This window comes from Demequina sp. NBRC 110053 (assembly GCF_002090095.1).
Lineage (GTDB): Bacteria > Actinomycetota > Actinomycetes > Actinomycetales > Demequinaceae > Demequina.
This window is the reverse complement of the sequence record NZ_BBRJ01000002.1, coordinates 547,265-564,282: the sequence shown is the minus strand read 5'-3', so window position 1 is coordinate 564,282 and position 17,018 is coordinate 547,265. Positions and strand designations below refer to the sequence as shown.

Sequence of the window (17,018 nt, the reverse complement as noted above, 5' to 3'; positions counted from 1 at the left end):
TCATGCTCTGGACGATGCTCGTCAGCGCGATCAGGCCGTACTGGCGGCTGCTCGTGGGGGTGGTCGTGTTCCAGGCGGCACAGGCCATCGTGAACCTCTACCTGCCGACGCTCAACGCGGACATCATCGACAATGGCGTCGCCACCGGCGACACCGGGTACATCTGGCGCATGGGCGGGTGGATGCTGGCGCTGTCGTTCGTCGGCATCGCGTGCACCATCACCGCCGTGTACTTCGGCGCCAAGATCGCGATGCGGGTGGGCCGCGACCTCCGCGCCAGCATCTTCGATCGGGTGGCGACGTTCTCCGAGGCGGAGGTGCAGCGGTTCGGCGCACCGTCGCTTCTCACGCGCACGACGAACGACGTCCAGCAGGTGCAGATGCTCGTGCTCATGACGTGCACCCTGCTCATCACGACGCCGTTCACGCTGATCGGTGGCGTCGTGCTCGCCCTCCAGCAGGATGTCGAGCTGTCCCTCATCATGGCCGTCGCCATCCCCGTCCTGGTGATCGCCGTGACCCTGATCGTCTGGCGCATGGTGCCGCACTTCCGGCGGATGCAGGTGCGGATCGACGGCATCAACCGGGTGCTGCGGGAGCAGCTCACCGGGATCCGGGTGGTGCGCGCCTTCGTGCGGGAGAGCGTGGAGGACCAGCGCTTCTCCGACGCGAACGCCCTCGTGACCGAGTCGGCGCTCAAGGCCGGCAGGCTCATGTCGGCGATGTTCCCCCTGGTCCTGCTCGTGGTGAACCTCAGCTCGGCCGCAGTCATCTGGTTCGGCGCCTACCGCATCGAGTCGGGCGAGATGCAGGTGGGCGCGCTCACGGCGTTCCTGTCGTACCTCATCCAGATCCTGTTCTCGGTGATGATGGCGACCTTCCTGTTCGTCCTGGTGCCGCGCGCCGCGGTGTCCGCCGACCGCATCGGTGAGGTGCTCGACACCGAGTCCACGGTCCGTCGCGAGTCCTCCTCGGTGGAGGTGCCCGGCACGGGCGAGGTCGTCTTCGACGGCGTCTCGTTCACCTACCCTGGCGCGGAGCAGCCGGTGCTCGCGGACATCACGTTCACCGCGACCCGTGGCTCCACCACCGCGATCATCGGCTCGACCGGAGCGGGCAAGTCCACGCTCGTGAACCTCATCCCGCGCCTCTACGACGCGACCAGCGGGCAGGTGCGCGTGGGCGGGGTGAGAGTGACCGAGGCGGACCCGGAATCCTTGTGGTCGCGCATCGGCGTTGTTCCTCAGCGCCCCTACCTGTTCGCGGGCACCATAGCGACCAACCTGCGCTACGGCCGTGACGATGCCACGGATGAGGAGCTGTGGGCGGCGCTCAGGATCGCGCAGGGCGAGGACTTCGTGCGTGCGATGCCGGAGCAGCTCGACACCCCCGTCGCGCAGGGCGGCACCACGGTGTCGGGAGGCCAGCGCCAGCGCCTCGCGATCGCGCGCGCTCTCGTGCGGCGGCCCGACGTGCTCATCTTCGACGACTCGTTCAGCGCCCTCGACACGGCCACCGACGCGCGCCTGCGTGCCGCTCTGGCCCGCGAGGTGACGGACGCGACTGTGATCGTCGTGGCTCAGCGAGTGTCGAGCATCGTCGATGCCGACCAGATCCTCGTGATGGAGGACGGCCGGATCGTGGCACGCGGCACCCATCACGAGCTCCTCGAGAGCTCCGAGACCTATCAGGAGATCGTCAGCACGCAGCTGCGTGCCGAGGAGGTGGCGGGATGAGCGACACCGCGCAGGCCACGCAGGCCAAGAAGCCCCGCCCCGCGCAGCAGCCGCAGCACGGGCCCGGCGGGCCGGGTGTGGGCGCCCCGACCGAGAAGGCCGACAACTTCAAGGACTCCGGGCTGCGGCTCGTCAGACTGCTCGGCCCCGAGCGGTGGCTCGTGTGGCTCGTGGTGCTGCTGGGAACCGGCTCCGTGGCACTGTCCGTCGTGGGCCCCAAGATCCTCGGCAATGCGACCACGGTGATCTTCGAGGGCTTCCTCGCAGGGGCCATCGACTTCGACGAGCTGCACCGCATCCTGCTGTGGGTCGTCATCATCTATCTGGGATCGGCGATCCTGGGGCTCGCTCAGGGGCTCATCCTGAATGGCGTGACGCAGCGCACGATCTTCCGTCTGCGCGAGAGCGTCGAGGACAAGGTCCACCGCCTCCCGCTCAGCTACTTTGACACGCACCAGCGGGGCGACCTGCTCAGCCGTGTCACCAACGACATCGACAACATCTCGCAGACGCTGCAGCAGACCCTCAGCCAGGTCTTCATCTCCGTGCTGACCGTCATCGGCATCCTCATCATGATGTTCTCGATCTCCTGGCAGCTCGCGCTCGTGGCCCTCGTGTCCATCCCGCTCACCGCCGTCGTCGTGGCGCAGATCGCGAAGCGCTCCCAGCCCAAGTTCGTCGCCCAGTGGAGGCACACGGGCGACCTCAACGCGCAGATCGAGGAGGGCTACACGGGGCACGCGCTCGTGAAGGTGTTCGGACGACAGAAGCAGACGGCGCGCGAGTTCGCTGCCAAGAACGAGGAGCTCTACGAGGCGAGCTTCGGCGCCCAGTTCATCTCCGGGATCATCATGCCGTCGGCGATGTTCATCGGGAACCTCGTCTACGTCGTGATCGCCATCGTGGGAGGACTCCGCGTCGCGAGCGGAACGATGACGCTCGGCGACGTGCAGGCCTTCATCCAGTACTCGCGGCAGTTCCAGCAACCCATCAGCCAGCTGGGATCGATGGCGAACCTGCTGCAGTCGGGTGTCGCATCGGCCGAGCGAGTGTTCGAGCTGCTCGACGCGGACGACCAGCAGCCGGACTCGTCGGCGGCACGGACCCCAGCGGACGACCACGGTCGCCTGGTCTTCGAGGACGTCTCCTTCCGGTACGTGGAGGACAAGCCGCTCATCGACGGGCTCGACCTCACCGTCGAGCCCGGGCGCACGGTGGCGATCGTGGGGCCGACCGGCGCCGGCAAGACCACGCTCGTGAACCTCATCATGCGCTTCTACGAGCTGAATGCGGGCCGCATCACGCTGGACGGCACGGACATCTCCGCGATGACCCGCGCGGACCTGCGGTCACGCACCGGCATGGTGCTTCAGGACACATGGCTCTTCGGCGGCACCATCCGCGACAACATCGCGTACGGACGCACCGACGCGACGGAGGAGGAGATCCTCGACGCGGCGCGGGCCGCGTACGTCGACCGGTTCGTGCACTCTCTCCCGGAGGGGTACGACACGGTGCTGGATGACGACGCCACGAACATCTCGGCAGGCGAGCGCCAGCTCATCACCATCGCACGCGCGTTCGTGGCGCGCCCGCAGGTGCTCATCCTCGACGAGGCCACGAGCTCCGTGGACACCCGCACCGAGCTCCTGGTCCAGCGCGCCATGGCCGAGCTGCGCAAGGACCGGACGGCATTCGTCATCGCGCACCGCCTGTCGACCATCCGCGATGCGGACCTGATCCTGGTGATGGAGAGCGGGAGCATCGTCGAGCAGGGCACTCACGCCGAGCTGCTCGAGGCGAAGGGCGCTTACGCGCGGCTCTACGAGGCGCAGTTCGCGGCGCCCATCGATGAGGTCGACCCGCCTGAGGACCCGCACGCCCCACCGGCGGCGCCGATGGGTCTGCCGGCCGATGCGCCGGTCGCCCTGGACCCGGCCGTCGCCGCCCACGACGGTCCCGAGGTCGTGCCACTCGACGACGACCCGCACCGCGGCGCGACGCGCACCTGACCCACCGGCGCATCGGCCCTGAGAACGGCCGGTGCCCGAAAGACCGAAGGCCGCCTCCCCGCGTCGGGGAGGCGGCCTTCAGCCTAGGGGGGACCAGGTCAGGTCGATGTGGCGCCCTCGCGGTTCGCGAAGCGCTGCTGGAGCATGACCGCGACGACGATGATGATGCCCTTCGCCACCAGCTGCCACGAGCTCGAGAGGTTGTTCTGCGTGAACACGTTCACCAGCACCGCGAACAGCATGACGCCCAGCACCGTGCCGCCGATGGTGCCACGACCGCCGATCAGCAGCGTGCCACCGACGACGACGGCCGCGATGACGTCGAGCTCGGCCAGCTGGCCGTGGGTCGACGTTCCGGCGGTCGTGCGCGAGAGGGTGATCAGTGCCGCGATGCCGGCGCACGCGCCCGAGATCATGTACAGGTACACCATGTGACGCTTGACATTCACGCCCGCGAGGCGAGCCGCGGTCGGGTTGCCGCCGATCGCGACCGTGCGACGACCGAAGGTGGTGCGGTTGAGCAGGAACCATCCGGCGATGGCCACGACCACGAAGATCCACACGATCCAGTCGATGCCCAGGAAGTCGCCGCGGAAGAAGTCGAGGAAGCCGCGGTTGTTCACCACCTGCGTCGACCGGCCCGAGATGATCTCCGCGAGTCCGCGCGCGCCCACGAGCATCGCGAGCGTTGCGATGAACGCCACGACCTTGCCGTACGCGATGATGAGGCCGTTGGTGAGGCCCGTGATCACGCCGACGGCGATCGCCACGAACACCATGAGGGGCCAGAACCCCTCCGAGGCGGTCTGGATGGCGCCCAGCGTGGCGATGACCGACGACAGCCCCACCACGGAGCCGACCGACAGGTCGATGCCTCCCGCGGTGATGACGAACGTCATGCCGATCGCCATCACGCCGATGACGGCGGCGTAGCGCACGATCACCAGGAGGTTGTCGAGGTTCATGAAGTTCTCGCCAGCGGTGATGGCGCCGACCGCGACCAGCAGGAGGAGCGCGACCACGAGGCCGACGCTGCGCCCGGCAGGGCTCGCGAAGAACCTCTTCAGGGGGTTGTCCGATCGCTGCTCAGGCTCCGGTGCGGAAGGCGTCTGGCCCTCCGGGAGGCCGCTCGCGTCGGGTGTGGTGGTCTGCTCGCTCACGCGGCACTTCCCTTCATGACCAGGTCGAGCACGCCGTGCTCGTCGATGTCGGCGGTGGAACGCTCGGCGAGCACGTGCCCGTCGGCGATGATGAGGGTGCGATCGGCGAGCCCCAGGACCTCCTCGATCTCCGAGGAGACGATGAGGATGGCCGTCCCGGCCTCGGCGAGATCGCGAATCAGGCGGTAGATCTCCTGGCGGGCGCCCACGTCGACGCCGCGGGTGGGCTCGTCGAGAATGAGCACCTCGGTGCCGTGGATGAGCCAGCGCGCGAGCATGATCTTCTGCTGATTGCCGCCGGACAGGGTGCGAGTGATGCGGTTGGGCTCGGCCGGTCGCAGCTCGAGAGCCTTCATCTGCTCCTCGGTGGCGCGTCGCTCGGCCGCCTCGTCGAGCAGGCCCGCCTTGGCGAAGCGGGTGAAGGTCGACAGGGTCGCGTTGCGATAGATCGGCTCCTCGAGCAGCAGACCCTGGCTCTTGCGCTCCTCAGGGGACAGGCCGACGTCCGCGCTCACGGCGGACGACACCGACCCTGGCTTGAGCTTCTTCCCGTTCACCTTGACGGAGCCGGCCGTCGCCTTGCGGTGGCCGTAGATGGTCTCGAGGATCTCCGAGCGCCCGGAGCCCACGAGGCCGGCGAGTCCCACGACCTCGCCAGCGCGCACGGAGAGGTCGACGCCCTCGAACACGCCGGCGAGGGTGAGGTTCTCGACCTCCAGCACCACCGGGGCGTCATCCGCGATCGGGACGCGGGGCGGGAAGGCGTGCTCGATGTCGGTGCCCGTCATGAGCGAGATCAGCTCGCGAGTGGGCGTCTGGGAGACCTGGAGGTTCGACCCCACCGACGCGCCGTCCTTGAGGACGGTGAGCCGGTCGCCGATGCGCTCGATCTCCTCGAGCCGGTGCGAGATGTAGATGACGGCGATGCCCTGGTTGGTGAGCTCCTCGACCACGCGGAAGAGGTTGTTCACCTCCTCGGAGTCGAGGACGGCACTGGGCTCATCCATGATCATCAGCTTGATGTCGTGCGAGAGAGCGCGCGCCATGGACACGATCTGCTGGTTGGCGGGGGACAGGGTGCCCACTTCGCGCGACGGCGACAGGTCGGGGTGGCCAAGCCGCTGCATGAGCTCGCGGGTGCGCTTGGCCGCCTCCCTCCGGCTGATCACTCCGCCGCGAGCGAGCTCGTGGCCCAGGAAGATGTTCTCCGCGATGGACAGGCCCCCGACCACGTCGAGCTCCTGATACATCGTGGCGATCCCGAGCTCGAGGGCGGCCACCGGGTTCGCGATGGTCACCGCCTCGCCATTCCAGCGGATCTCGCCCTCGTCGGGCTGATGCGCCCCGGAGAGGGTCTTGATGAGGGTGGACTTGCCGGCGCCGTTCTGGCCGAGCACGCAGTGCACCTCGCCGGCATGGACATCCAGGTCCACGCCCTTGAGGGCGCGAGCGGCGCCAAAGCTCTTGATGAGGCCCCGGACCTCGAGTAATGACACGGGGTGGTCGTCTTCGATCACGCGAAGAACATAACACAGCGCCAAGAGCCGTCGAAAGCCTCTCTCCGCGTGCGCCGCGCGCCACTGCACTGGTTCTCTACGCGCGCGCGAGAGAATCTCCTTCGTTGCGAAACCGTTATGACGGCTCGCATGCAAAAGTCGTGCGCGGAGCCCTGGGCTCTGTTACCTTGACGGAGTCAGTGTGGACGACGAGCCGAATCGCACCGCGAATCCCGGCACTGCGTGACTCAGCTCACTGGCAATGAGGACAGTGATCTCTAGAGGAGGAACACCATGTACGCATTCCGGACCCGGCGACAGCGGATGCTGGCCGGCACCGGCGCAGCGCTCGCAGGCATCGCCCTGCTGGCTGGCTGCAGCTCAGACGGCGACGACGGCGAGGGCGAGGTCACCGAGGAGAACGGCTCCGAGGAGTCGGCGGCCCCCGAGGAGGGTGGCAGCGGCGAGACCGTCGTCATCGGCTTCTCCGGCCCCGCGGCCGACCACGGCTGGCTCGGTGCGATCAACTCTGCTGCGATCGCGGAGGCGGAGTCCTACGACGACGTCGACCTGCGCGTGGCCGAGGGCACGAACGACGCCAACCTGCAGATCAGCCAGGTCGAGACGTTCGTCAACGAGGGCGTCGACGTGATCGTGCTGCTGCCGACCGATGGCGCGGCGCTCACCGAGGCCGCGATCAACGCGATGAACGCGGGCGTGCCCGTCGTCAACGTCGACCGTGAGTTCTCGTCCACCGACGCTGCGCGCGTCACGATCCTGGGCGACAACTACGGCATGGGCGTGAGCGCAGGCGAGTACATGTGCGAGCGCCTGGGTGACAACCCCGACGCGATCATCGGCGAGATCGCCGGCATCGACTCGCTCCAGCTCACGACCGACCGCACGGCGGGCTTCAACGACGCTCTTGCCGAGTGCGGCCTGTCCGTGTCGGCGCGCGTCGCAGCCGAGTTCACGATCGACAGCGGCCAGGAGGTCACGGCGCAGCTGCTCTCCGCCAACCCGCAGTTCGACGCCATCTGGAACCACGATGACGACCAGGGCATCGGCGTCCTCGCGGCGATCGATGAGGCTGGACGCGACGAGTTCTTCATGGTGGGCGGCGCTGGCTCGCTCAACGCGATGGAGGAGATCGCCTCTGGCGAGAGCGTCCTCGAGGCGACCGTCATCTACCCGTCGACCCAGGCCGCTGACGGCATCGCCCTTGCGCGACTGCTGGCGCAGGACCAGAACATGGGTGACCTGGTCTCCCCCGGAATCCCGCGCCGCATCGTCCTCGATGCGCCGGTCGTGACCGCGGAGAACGTCGACGACTACATGGACATCGGCTTCGAGTCCTGACGTCAACGGTGTGGCGGTCGCCCTCTCGGGGGCGGCCGCCACATCGGCCTTGTCACACGGGCCCAGTCACATCGACTGCCGCCGCACCATAGTTGAGAAAGCGAGACCTAGATGCCAGCGCCGCTGCGCGTCGCCATGATCGGGAACGGATTCATGGGCGCCGCACACTCCCAGGGGTGGAGGACCGCTCCCCGGTTCTTCGACCTCCCCGCCCCCGTCGAGATGGCCGTGATGGTCGGCCGCGACGCAGCCAAGAACGCCGCCCTCGCCCAGAAGTGGGGTTGGGCTGAGGCATCCGAAGACTTCGAGGCCGTGCTGGCCCGCGATGACATCGACGTCATCGACATCGTCACCCCTGGCCACCTGCACCACGACATGGCCATCGCAGCACTCGCGGCCGGCAAGCACGTGCTGTGCGAGAAGCCGCTCGCCAACACCGTGGATGAGGCCCGTGCGATGGCCGAGGCTGCGGCGTCAGCGCCCGGCGGCGCCCTCGCCATGGTGGGCTTCACCTACCGTCGAGTGCCGGCTGCGAGCTTCGCCCGCGACCTCGTCGCCCGCGGCGCCGTCGGCACCGTTCGCCAGGTGCGCGCTCAGTACCTCCAGGACTGGCTCGCCGACCCCGAGGCGCCGCTCACGTGGCGCATGGACAAGGCCAAGGCCGGATCCGGCGCGCTCGGCGACATCGGCGCTCACGCGATCGACATGGCGCAGTTCATCACGGGCTCGTCCATCTCCGACGTCTCCGGCGTGCTGGAGACCTTCGTGAAGGACCGTCCGGTGCTCCAGGACGGACACGGACTGTCCGGCACCGCGGGCGCGGAGCGCGGACCGGTCACCGTCGACGACTACGCCTCCTTCCACGGCCGCTTCGACTCGGGCGCGCTCGGCGTGTTCGAGGCGACCCGCTTCGCCACCGGACGCAAGAACGCCCTGCGCGTCGAGGTCGCCGGCGACAAGGGAGCGATCCTCTTCGACCTCGAGGACATGAACGCTATTCAGTTCTACGACGCCACCGAGGAGTCGACGGAGCAGGGCTTCAAGCGCATCTACGTGACCGAGGCCGGTCACCCGTACCTGGACGTCTGGTGGCCACCGGGTCATATGCTCGGATACGAGCACGGGTTCTCGCACCAGGTCAAGGATCTGGCCGAGGCCATCGCCGCGGGTGTGCAGCCCACGCCCTCGTTCGACGATGGCTACCAGGTTCAGCGTGTGCTCGACGCCGTCGAGCGCAGCGCTGGCAACGCGAGCGCGTGGACCTCGACGGCCGCGTGACATCACTGACGTAGACAATCAAGAGACAAGGACTGCAGCAATGGCGCGACAGATCTCGCTGTTCACTGGCCAGTGGGCCGACCTTCCGCTCGACGAGGTCGCGGCCCACGCCGCGGGCTGGGGCTACGACGGCCTCGAGCTCGCATGCTGGGGGGACCACCTCGATGTGAGCCGCTGGAACGATGACGAGTACGTCCAGGGCAGACTCGACCTGATGGCCCGGCACGGGCTCGCGATCGTGGCGATCTCGAACCACCTCACGGGTCAGGCGGTGTGCGACGACCCGATCGATCGCAGGCACCAGGAGATCCTCAGTCCCGAGGTCTGGGGCGATGGCGATCCCGAGGGCGTGCGGCAGCGCGCGGCCGAGGCGATGAAGGACACCGCCCGCATGGCCGCGAAGCTCGGCGTCTCGACCGTCGTGGGGTTCACCGGATCGGCGATCTGGAAGACCCTCGCGATGTTCCCGCCGGTGCCCGCAGACATGGTCGAGGCCGGCTACCAGGACTTCGCCGACCGATGGAACCCGATCCTCGACGTGTTCGAGGAGGTGGGCGTGCGCTTCGCGCTCGAGGTGCACCCCAGCGAGATCGCATACGACTACTGGACGGCGAAGCGCACGCTGGAGGCCATCGGCCACCGGGAGTCGTTCGGCCTGAACTGGGACCCGTCGCACATGGTCTGGCAGGACCTCGACCCCGTCAGCTTCCTGTGGGACTTCCAGGACCGCATCTACCACGTGCACTGCAAGGACACGAAGAAGCGACTCAACGGCCGCAACGGGCGGCTGTCCTCGCACCTCGCCTGGGCGGATCCGCGTCGCGGTTGGGACTTCATCTCGACCGGCCATGGCGACGTGCCCTGGGAGGACGCATTCCGCATGCTCAATGCGATCGGCTACGACGGCCCGCTGTCGGTCGAGTGGGAGGACGCCGGCATGGACCGCCTCGTGGGGGCGCCTGAGGCGCTGGAGTTCGTCCGCCGGCTTGCCTTCGACGCGCCGGACGCGGCGTTCGATGCGGCGTTCAGCTCGAAGGACTGACGCACCACCTCAGCTCCGTCTCCGCGGCGCGGCCCTGCTCTGGCGGGGCCGCGCCGTTTGGCGTCTCCCGGGCCGGACGCAAGGTTCGCGGGCAGCGTTCAACCGTCCGGCGTTCGCCGGGTGAACCCCGGACTGTCCGTTGGCGCTCGGCAGCGGCCGCGCCGGATCTCACGGTGGAGAGCCGTTGGCGCACTCAGGTGGTCGCGTCGCGCAGCAGCGCCTCGACGCCTTCCACCGACAGGACATGCTGGATCGCCATGCACGTGGCGCCCGAGACGGCTGCCATCGCCGTGCCGCGCGAACGCACGATCTGCAGGCTGCCCGTCGCGAGCGGCGTCGACCTCATGTAGATCACCTCGCGGGCGCCGGCGAGCAGGTGGTCGCCGGCATTGGCGATGGGTCCGCCGAGCACGATGACGGCAGGGTTGACGAGGCTGACGCACGAGGTGAGGACCTGGCCCAGCACGCGCCCGGCATCGCGCACCGCGCGCACCGCCGCGACGTCGCCCTGGGTCACCGCTGCTGCGACGTCCTGAACCGTGTGGACCTCAGAGCCCTCGGCACGCAGGACATCAGCGATGGCGGGCCCCGCCGCGATCGCCTCGAGGCAGCCGGCGTTGCCGCAACGGCACTGGACGTCGTCGCGGCCCGGCACGTACACGTGGCCGATGTCCCCGGCGATGCCCTGAGCGCCGCGCTGGAGCCGTCCTGAGCTGATGACGCCGGCTCCGATGCCGGTGCTCACCTTCACGAACAGCAGGTCGTCGACCTCCGGCCAGTGGTTGATGCGCTCGCCGAGTGCCATCACGTTGACGTCGTTGTCGACGAGGACCGGCACGCCGAAGGCCTCAGCCAGCATGCCTGCGACGTCGAAGCGGTCCCACCCGGGCATGATCGGTGGATCCACCGGTCGGCCGGTGGTGTGCTCGACCGGGCCGGGCAGCCCGACGCCGACGGCGCGCAGGAACGCGCCGTTGCCGCGCTCCTTGAGGAGGCGCCGCCCCTCGTCGATGACCCAGCCGAGTACCGACTCGGGTCCCTCGGAGACAGCGAGCGAGGTGGCGGTGTCGCTCAGCATCTCCCCGCGGAGATCCGAGAGGCCGATGTGCACGTGGGTCGCCCCGACATCGACGCCGAGGACGCCGAGGCCCCCGCCGTCGAAGGCGAACTGGCGGGAAGGTCGCCCGCCAGTCGACGCCGCATCCGCGACCGGCCGCACGAGTCCCGCGCGCAGGAGTGCGTCGACCCGTGCGGCCACCGTCGATCGCGCGAGTCCGGTGAGGGTCGCGAGCTCTGAACGTGTGCGCGGGTGGCCGTCGCGAAGAATCTGGAAGACCTCGGACTGTGCCGACCCGGTGAGGGTCTCCTGCCCGCGAGGATCGATCATTCCTCGATCGTAGCCGTCGCAGGCCGCGTGCGAGACCCCGGACGGTCGGAAAGTCGCGACTTTTGTGTCGGCATCGTCGTAACGGCGGTCGCAGACGGGGTTCAGAGAGGGGGCGGCGGCCGCGAAAGGCGGCCTGGGGCCGCTCGTCGGCGGGCGCGCACGGGGCCGTGGGGGAGACCACGGGGTGAGTCGACCGCCGGTGGTGCGAGCGATGGTGCTGTCAGTCACTTGCGCCGATGCGCGTCGCGGATCGGCCTCGACCGAGCGGCAGCGGGCGCGGCCCTGTGTCCGAGCGCACGTCTCTACTCCGTCGTCGCAGCGCTCGGCGTGCGTGTCGCGTGCGTGGTCGCATAAGGCGGCCTGCGGGGCGCCGGAGAGTCCGGCAGGCCACCGAAGCAGGCACACTTACGACGACGATCGAGCAAAAGTAACCTGCGTCGCGACGTAAAGATCGTTTCGACCGATTGCGCTTGGGAACGCGCGTTCCGGCGGCCCAGCGGGCCGACCCCAGCCGGTGTTGTCCCTGGGAGATCGCCCCCTCCGGCCAACATGAAGTCCAAAATGACGAACAGCACGCATAAGTTGTAGACACGTCGCGAAAAGGAAGTTATCGTAGGGTGGTTGACTGCTGGCGATGATGGCACTGTGGCAGAGTCGTCGGCTCCCCCCGACAACAGAGGAGCAACGATGCCCCCAACCATCGCTCTCGGCAGCCGGCGCCACTCGCGTCCGGCTGCGAGGCCACGAACCGTGGGAGCTGGTCTCATCGCCGGCGTCCTGGTCGCAGGAGCGGGCCTCATCCCGGCTGCGGCTGACACGGCGTACGAGCCGGGCGCCACGATGCGCACGTACCACATGCCTCCCGGCATGAGCCAGCTGTGCACGCTCAAGTCCGGGCAGACGCCCAACGTCGACCGGCTCATCACCGAGATCGACCTGGAGTCCGAGGCGGACTTCGGCGGCTCGGATGACTTCGTGACGCACGTGACGGCGAAGCTGACCGTTCCCTCCGACGGCGACTACGACTTCCGTCTCACGAGCGACGACGGTTCGGCTCTGCACATCGACGGGGCGCAGGTCATCGACAATGACGGGCTCCACGGGACCGAGAGCGTGGACGGCACCGTGTCGCTCACTGCAGGCGACCACGACCTCTTCGTGGAGTTCTTCGAGCAGGGCGGCGGTCAGCGGCTGCTGCTCGAGTGGAGTCCCCCGGGCACCACGGGCTTCGAGTCGATCCCGCTCAGCGCGCTTGGCACCGAGGCGGGCGTGGTGCGCGTGACCGCACCGGGCCTCAAGTACTGCGAGGGTGCGACCGACACGGCGGGCGACGGCCTCCGCCTCGACTCGGTCAACCCCAACTACGAACTGGTCGACATCCGGCCCGACGGCTTCGAGCCCAAGGTCTCCGGCATGGTGTTCAACGACGAGGGCGACCTACTGGTGAGCACCACCGGATCCGTGAGCGCCGGGGGCTGGGTCCCCGACGCCGAGCCCGGCGAGGTCTTCCTGGTCGAGGGGGCAGTCGAGGCGGACGGTCCTGAGGACGTCACGGCGACCAAGGTCGCGACCGACCTGCTCAACCCCATGGGCGTCGACGTCATCGGCGATTCGATCTTCGTCTCCGAGCGTCACCAGCTCACCGAGCTGACCGACCCCGACGGCGACGGCTTCTACGACGTGCACACCACGCTCGCGGAGTGGCCCGACGGCGGCAACTTCCACGAGTTCGCCTTCGGCCTCATCCACGATGACGAGAACTTCTACGTCAACCTGTCGGTCGCGATCAACAACGGCGGCGCGACCACCAACCCGCAGCCTGCTGAGAACCGCGGCACCACCATCGCGATCGACCGTGAGACCGGCGAGCTGACGTACGTGGCGGGCGGTCTGCGCACGCCGAACGGCATCAGCTTCGGTCCCGACGGCGAGATCTTCGCGATGGACAACCAGGGCGCATGGCTGCCGAGCTCGAAGCTCGTTCACGTCAAGCAGGACAGGTTCTTCAACCACTACACGAACCCGGCCGGACCGTTCGACTCGAACCCCGTCACGCCTCCGGCCCTGTGGCTGCCGCAGAACGAGATCGGCAACTCGCCGAGCACGCCTGTGCTCGTCGAGGAAGGCGACTTCGCGGGGCAGATGCTGTTCGGCGACGTGACCTACGGGGGCGTGCAGCGCACGTTCCTCGAGGAGGTCGACGGCGAGTACCAGGGCGCTGCCTTCCGTCACACCGCGGGCCTCGAGGTGGGCGTCAACCGCGTCATCTACGGCCCGGACGGCTCGCTGTACATCGGCGGCACCGGCGAGGGTGGCAACTGGGGCGAGTCCGGCAAGCTGCGCTATGGACTGCAGAAGCTCTCTCCCCTGAGCGAAGACACCTTCGACATGAAGGAGATGCGCGTCATCGAGGGCGGCTTCGAGATCGAGTACACGGAGCCCATCTCCGAGGAGACCGCGACGAACATCGCGGACGCGTACACCTTCAAGCAGTGGAGCTACGCTCCGACCGCCCAGTACGGCGGTCCCAAGATCGGCGAGGAGACGCTGTTCGTCACGGACGCCACCGTGTCCGAGGACGGCACCACCGTGACCGTGGCGGTCGAGGGCCTCGAGCCTGGTCACGTGGTCTACGTGCGCTCTCCGCGTCCCTTCGAGTCCGCGACGGACAAGGAGCTGTGGAGCACCGAGGCGTGGTACACGCTGAACTCGCTTCCGGGGTATGTCGCGCCGCCGGACACCGGCTGGTACGAGGCCGAGGAGTCGGCTCTGCTCGGCACCGCCGGCGTCGACACCGAGCACAGCGGCTACTCGGGCACCGGATTCGTGGACGCCATCCAGGAGGTCGGCGCAGGCGTGACCTTCACGGCCACCGTCGACGAGGCCGGCACGTACCCGATCAACCTGCGCTACGCGAACGGCCCCAACCCCTTCGCGGGCGTCAAGGACATGTCGCTCTACGTCAACGGCGAGAAGGTGGGGCCGTGGGCCCTGGCCGGACTCCCCGACTGGAAGACCTGGACGACGGCGAGCCGAGACGTGCAGCTCGATGCAGGCGTCAACTCCGTGACGGTCCGCTACGACGAGGGCGATGACGGCAACGTCAACATCGACGCTCTGTCGGTGGGCGACACCCTCGACATTTGCTCGGCGGTCGAGCCCGACGAGGGATACACGTCGCTGTTCGACGGCACGCTCGCGAGCTTCGATGCGTGGAGGCACGCGGGAGCGGGTTCCTTCGGACGTCCCGCGGACTGCACGCTGATGACCTCTGGCGGCCTGGGCCTCCTGTGGTACGAGGAGCAGCAGTTCGAGGACTACAGCCTCACGCTCGACTGGAAGCTGGTGGCGGACCACAACGCAGGCGTGTTCGTGGGCTTCCCCAACCCCGGAACCGATCCGAACATCGCGATCAACCAGGGCTACGAGATCCAGATCGACGCCACGGACGCGCCGGATCGCACCACGGGCGCGATCTACACGTTCCAGGGCGCCGACGCGGCCGCGGTCGAGCAGTCGCTCAACCCGGTGGGCCAGTGGAACGCCTACGAGATCGTGGTGCAGGGCGAGACCATCAAGGTCTACCTCAACGGCACCCTCGTGAACGACTTCACGAGCACCGATCCAGCGCGGGACCTCTCGCAGGGCTTCGTGGGCATCCAGAACCATGGTGCGAACGAGACCGTGTCCTTCCGGGACATCCAGATCAAGGAGCTCGAGACCCCCGACATCGACGTGGAGTCGATCGAGGTGACGCAGCTTCCGGCCACGACCGACTACCTGGTCGGCGGTGATCTGATCCTCGATGGCCTGGTGGTTCGGGCGTCGGGCGCCAACGGCGCCACGACCGTGCTGGACGCGGACGAGTACACCGTGACCGGCTTCGACTCGTCGGCCGCCGGTGACGTGACTCTGACGGTCACCTACGACGCGGACACGTCGATCACGACCACGTTCGACGTCACGGTCTACGAGGCATCCGACTGGTTCGAGCTGGAGGAGGGCGTGCTGGAGAACGGCGCGTTCATCGACACGGAGCACACGGGGTACTCGGGAGCCGGCTACGTGGGCGGCACCTGGAACGAGGGCTCGTCAACGACCGTCACGGTCACCGCCGATGAGGCGGGGACCTACCCGGTGAAGGTGCGCTATGCGAACGGGCCCAACCCGTTCGACGGCGACAAGACGGTGACTCTCTTCGTCAACGGCGAGGACCGCGGGGACCTGCTGTTCCCGAGGACCGGCGCCTGGAACCGGTGGGCCACCATCGCCACTGACATCGAGTTCGACGCCGGTGCCAACACGGTCGAGCTGAGCTTCGAGTCGGGCGATGACGGCAACGTCAACTTCGACACGCTCTACGTCGGCAGCCTCCCGGACGAGGACGTCCTCGTCGAGTCGATCGAGGTGACGGAGCTTCCGTCGCGGACCGACTACCGGACGGGAAGCGGCCTGGATCTGGCTGGTCTGGAGGTCACGGCGACGTGGTCCGACAGCGAGATCTCGGTTCTGCCTGATGACGTGTACACGGTGACCGGGTTCGATTCGTCGACCGCCGGCGACCAGACGCTCACGGTGACCTACGACGAGGACACGTCGATCTCGACGACGTTCGCTGTCAAGGTCTACGACGAGAGCGACTGGTACGAGGCGGAGGAAGCGACGCTGCTCGGATCCGCAGATACCGACACCGAGCACGCGGGATACTCCGGCTCGGGGTTCGTGGACGGCATCGAGGATGTCGGCGCGGGCGTGTCGTTCGAGGTCACCGTCGACGAGACGGGCACCTACCCTGTGACGGTCCGCTACGCGAACGGTCCCAACCCGTTCGATGGCGGCAAGACCGTGAGCCTGTTCGTCAACGACCAGGATCGCGCGGCGTGGGAGCTCCCCAGGACCGGGGCATGGAACCAGTGGGGGACCGTCACCCGTGACATCGACCTCAATGCTGGTGCCAACACCATCCGGTTGAGCTACGAGTCGGGCGACGACGGCAACGTCAACCTCGACGTGCTCTACGTCGGAGCGCCCTCGTCGACCGAGGACCCCGTGGTGGAGTCGATCGAGGTCACGCAGTTGCCGACCACGACGGAGTACCTGGTGGGCGAGGACCTGGATCTGGCTGGTCTGGAGGTCACGGCGACGTGGACCGACAGCGCGACCACGGTGCTGGCCGATGACGAGTTCACGGTCACCGGCTTCGACTCGTCGGCCGCTGGTGACGTGACGCTCACCGTGACCTACGACGCGGACACGTCGATCTCGACGACGTTCGACGTCACGGTCTCCGAGGAGCCTGCCACGGTGGAGTCGATCGAGGTCACGCAGTTGCCGACCACGACGGAGTACCTGGTGGGCGAGGACCTGGATCTGGCTGGTCTGGAGGTCACGGCGACGTGGACCGACAGCGAGACCACGGTGCTCACCGATGACGAGTTCACGGTCACCGGCTTCGACTCGTCGGCCGCTGGTGACGTGACGCTCACCGTGACCTACGACGCGGACACGTCGATCTCGACGACGTTCGACGTCACGGTCTCCGAGGAGC

General features: G+C 68.1%; 9 protein-coding genes. 6 read left to right on the top strand and 3 right to left on the bottom strand.

Annotation, left to right across the window (positions count from 1 at the left end; genetic code table 11):
- The first annotated feature begins 2 nt into the window (after positions 1-2).
- Positions 3-1,736 (top strand): ABC transporter ATP-binding protein, encoded by a 1,734-nt coding sequence (locus tag B7K22_RS02670; RefSeq protein ID WP_084038225.1) that lies wholly within the window; start codon positions 3-5, stop codon positions 1,734-1,736.
- Complete coding sequence (locus B7K22_RS02665; RefSeq protein WP_084038224.1) at positions 1,733-3,748, top strand: ABC transporter ATP-binding protein; 2,016 nt, start codon at positions 1,733-1,735, stop codon at positions 3,746-3,748. The genes B7K22_RS02670 and B7K22_RS02665 overlap by 4 nt, the downstream gene beginning before the upstream one ends.
- 98 nt (positions 3,749-3,846) lie before the next feature.
- Here B7K22_RS02665 and B7K22_RS02660 read toward each other — a convergent pair whose 3' ends face one another.
- Together B7K22_RS02660 and B7K22_RS02655 are read right to left on the bottom strand one after the other, a co-directional pair.
- On the bottom strand, positions 3,847-4,908 hold the full coding sequence (locus B7K22_RS02660) for an ABC transporter permease (RefSeq protein WP_084038223.1): 1,062 nt from the start codon (positions 4,906-4,908) through the stop codon (positions 3,847-3,849).
- A complete protein-coding gene (locus B7K22_RS02655; RefSeq protein WP_234983280.1) occupies positions 4,905-6,425 on the bottom strand; it encodes a sugar ABC transporter ATP-binding protein in 1,521 nt (506 codons plus the stop codon). The genes B7K22_RS02660 and B7K22_RS02655 overlap by 4 nt, the downstream gene beginning before the upstream one ends.
- 273 nt (positions 6,426-6,698) lie before the next feature.
- On the opposite strand from B7K22_RS02655, the gene B7K22_RS02650 reads away from it, so the two are divergent.
- The 3 genes from B7K22_RS02650 (at position 6,699) to B7K22_RS02640 (ending at position 10,083) form a co-directional block, all read left to right on the top strand.
- Complete coding sequence (locus B7K22_RS02650) at positions 6,699-7,763, top strand: substrate-binding domain-containing protein (protein WP_084038222.1); 1,065 nt, start codon at positions 6,699-6,701, stop codon at positions 7,761-7,763.
- Positions 7,764-7,874: 111 nt separating this feature from the next.
- The gene (locus B7K22_RS02645; RefSeq protein ID WP_234983279.1) at positions 7,875-9,041 is read left to right on the top strand and encodes a Gfo/Idh/MocA family protein; all 1,167 of its coding nucleotides are present in this window, start codon (positions 7,875-7,877) and stop codon (positions 9,039-9,041) included.
- A 40-nt stretch (positions 9,042-9,081) separates the two neighbouring features.
- Positions 9,082-10,083 carry a sugar phosphate isomerase/epimerase gene (locus B7K22_RS02640; protein WP_084038221.1) on the top strand — a complete coding sequence of 334 codons (1,002 nt, stop codon included), beginning with the start codon at positions 9,082-9,084 and terminating at the stop codon, positions 10,081-10,083.
- A gap of 193 nt (positions 10,084-10,276) precedes the next feature.
- Here B7K22_RS02640 and B7K22_RS02635 read toward each other — a convergent pair whose 3' ends face one another.
- A complete protein-coding gene (locus tag B7K22_RS02635; RefSeq protein ID WP_084038220.1) occupies positions 10,277-11,470 on the bottom strand; it encodes an ROK family transcriptional regulator in 1,194 nt (397 codons plus the stop codon).
- 750 nt (positions 11,471-12,220) lie between these two features.
- Between B7K22_RS02635 and B7K22_RS12310 the strand changes: the two genes are divergently transcribed.
- The coding region (locus B7K22_RS12310) for a bacterial Ig-like domain-containing protein (RefSeq protein WP_234983278.1) at positions 12,221-17,018 on the top strand (4,798 nt) is incomplete at its 3' end.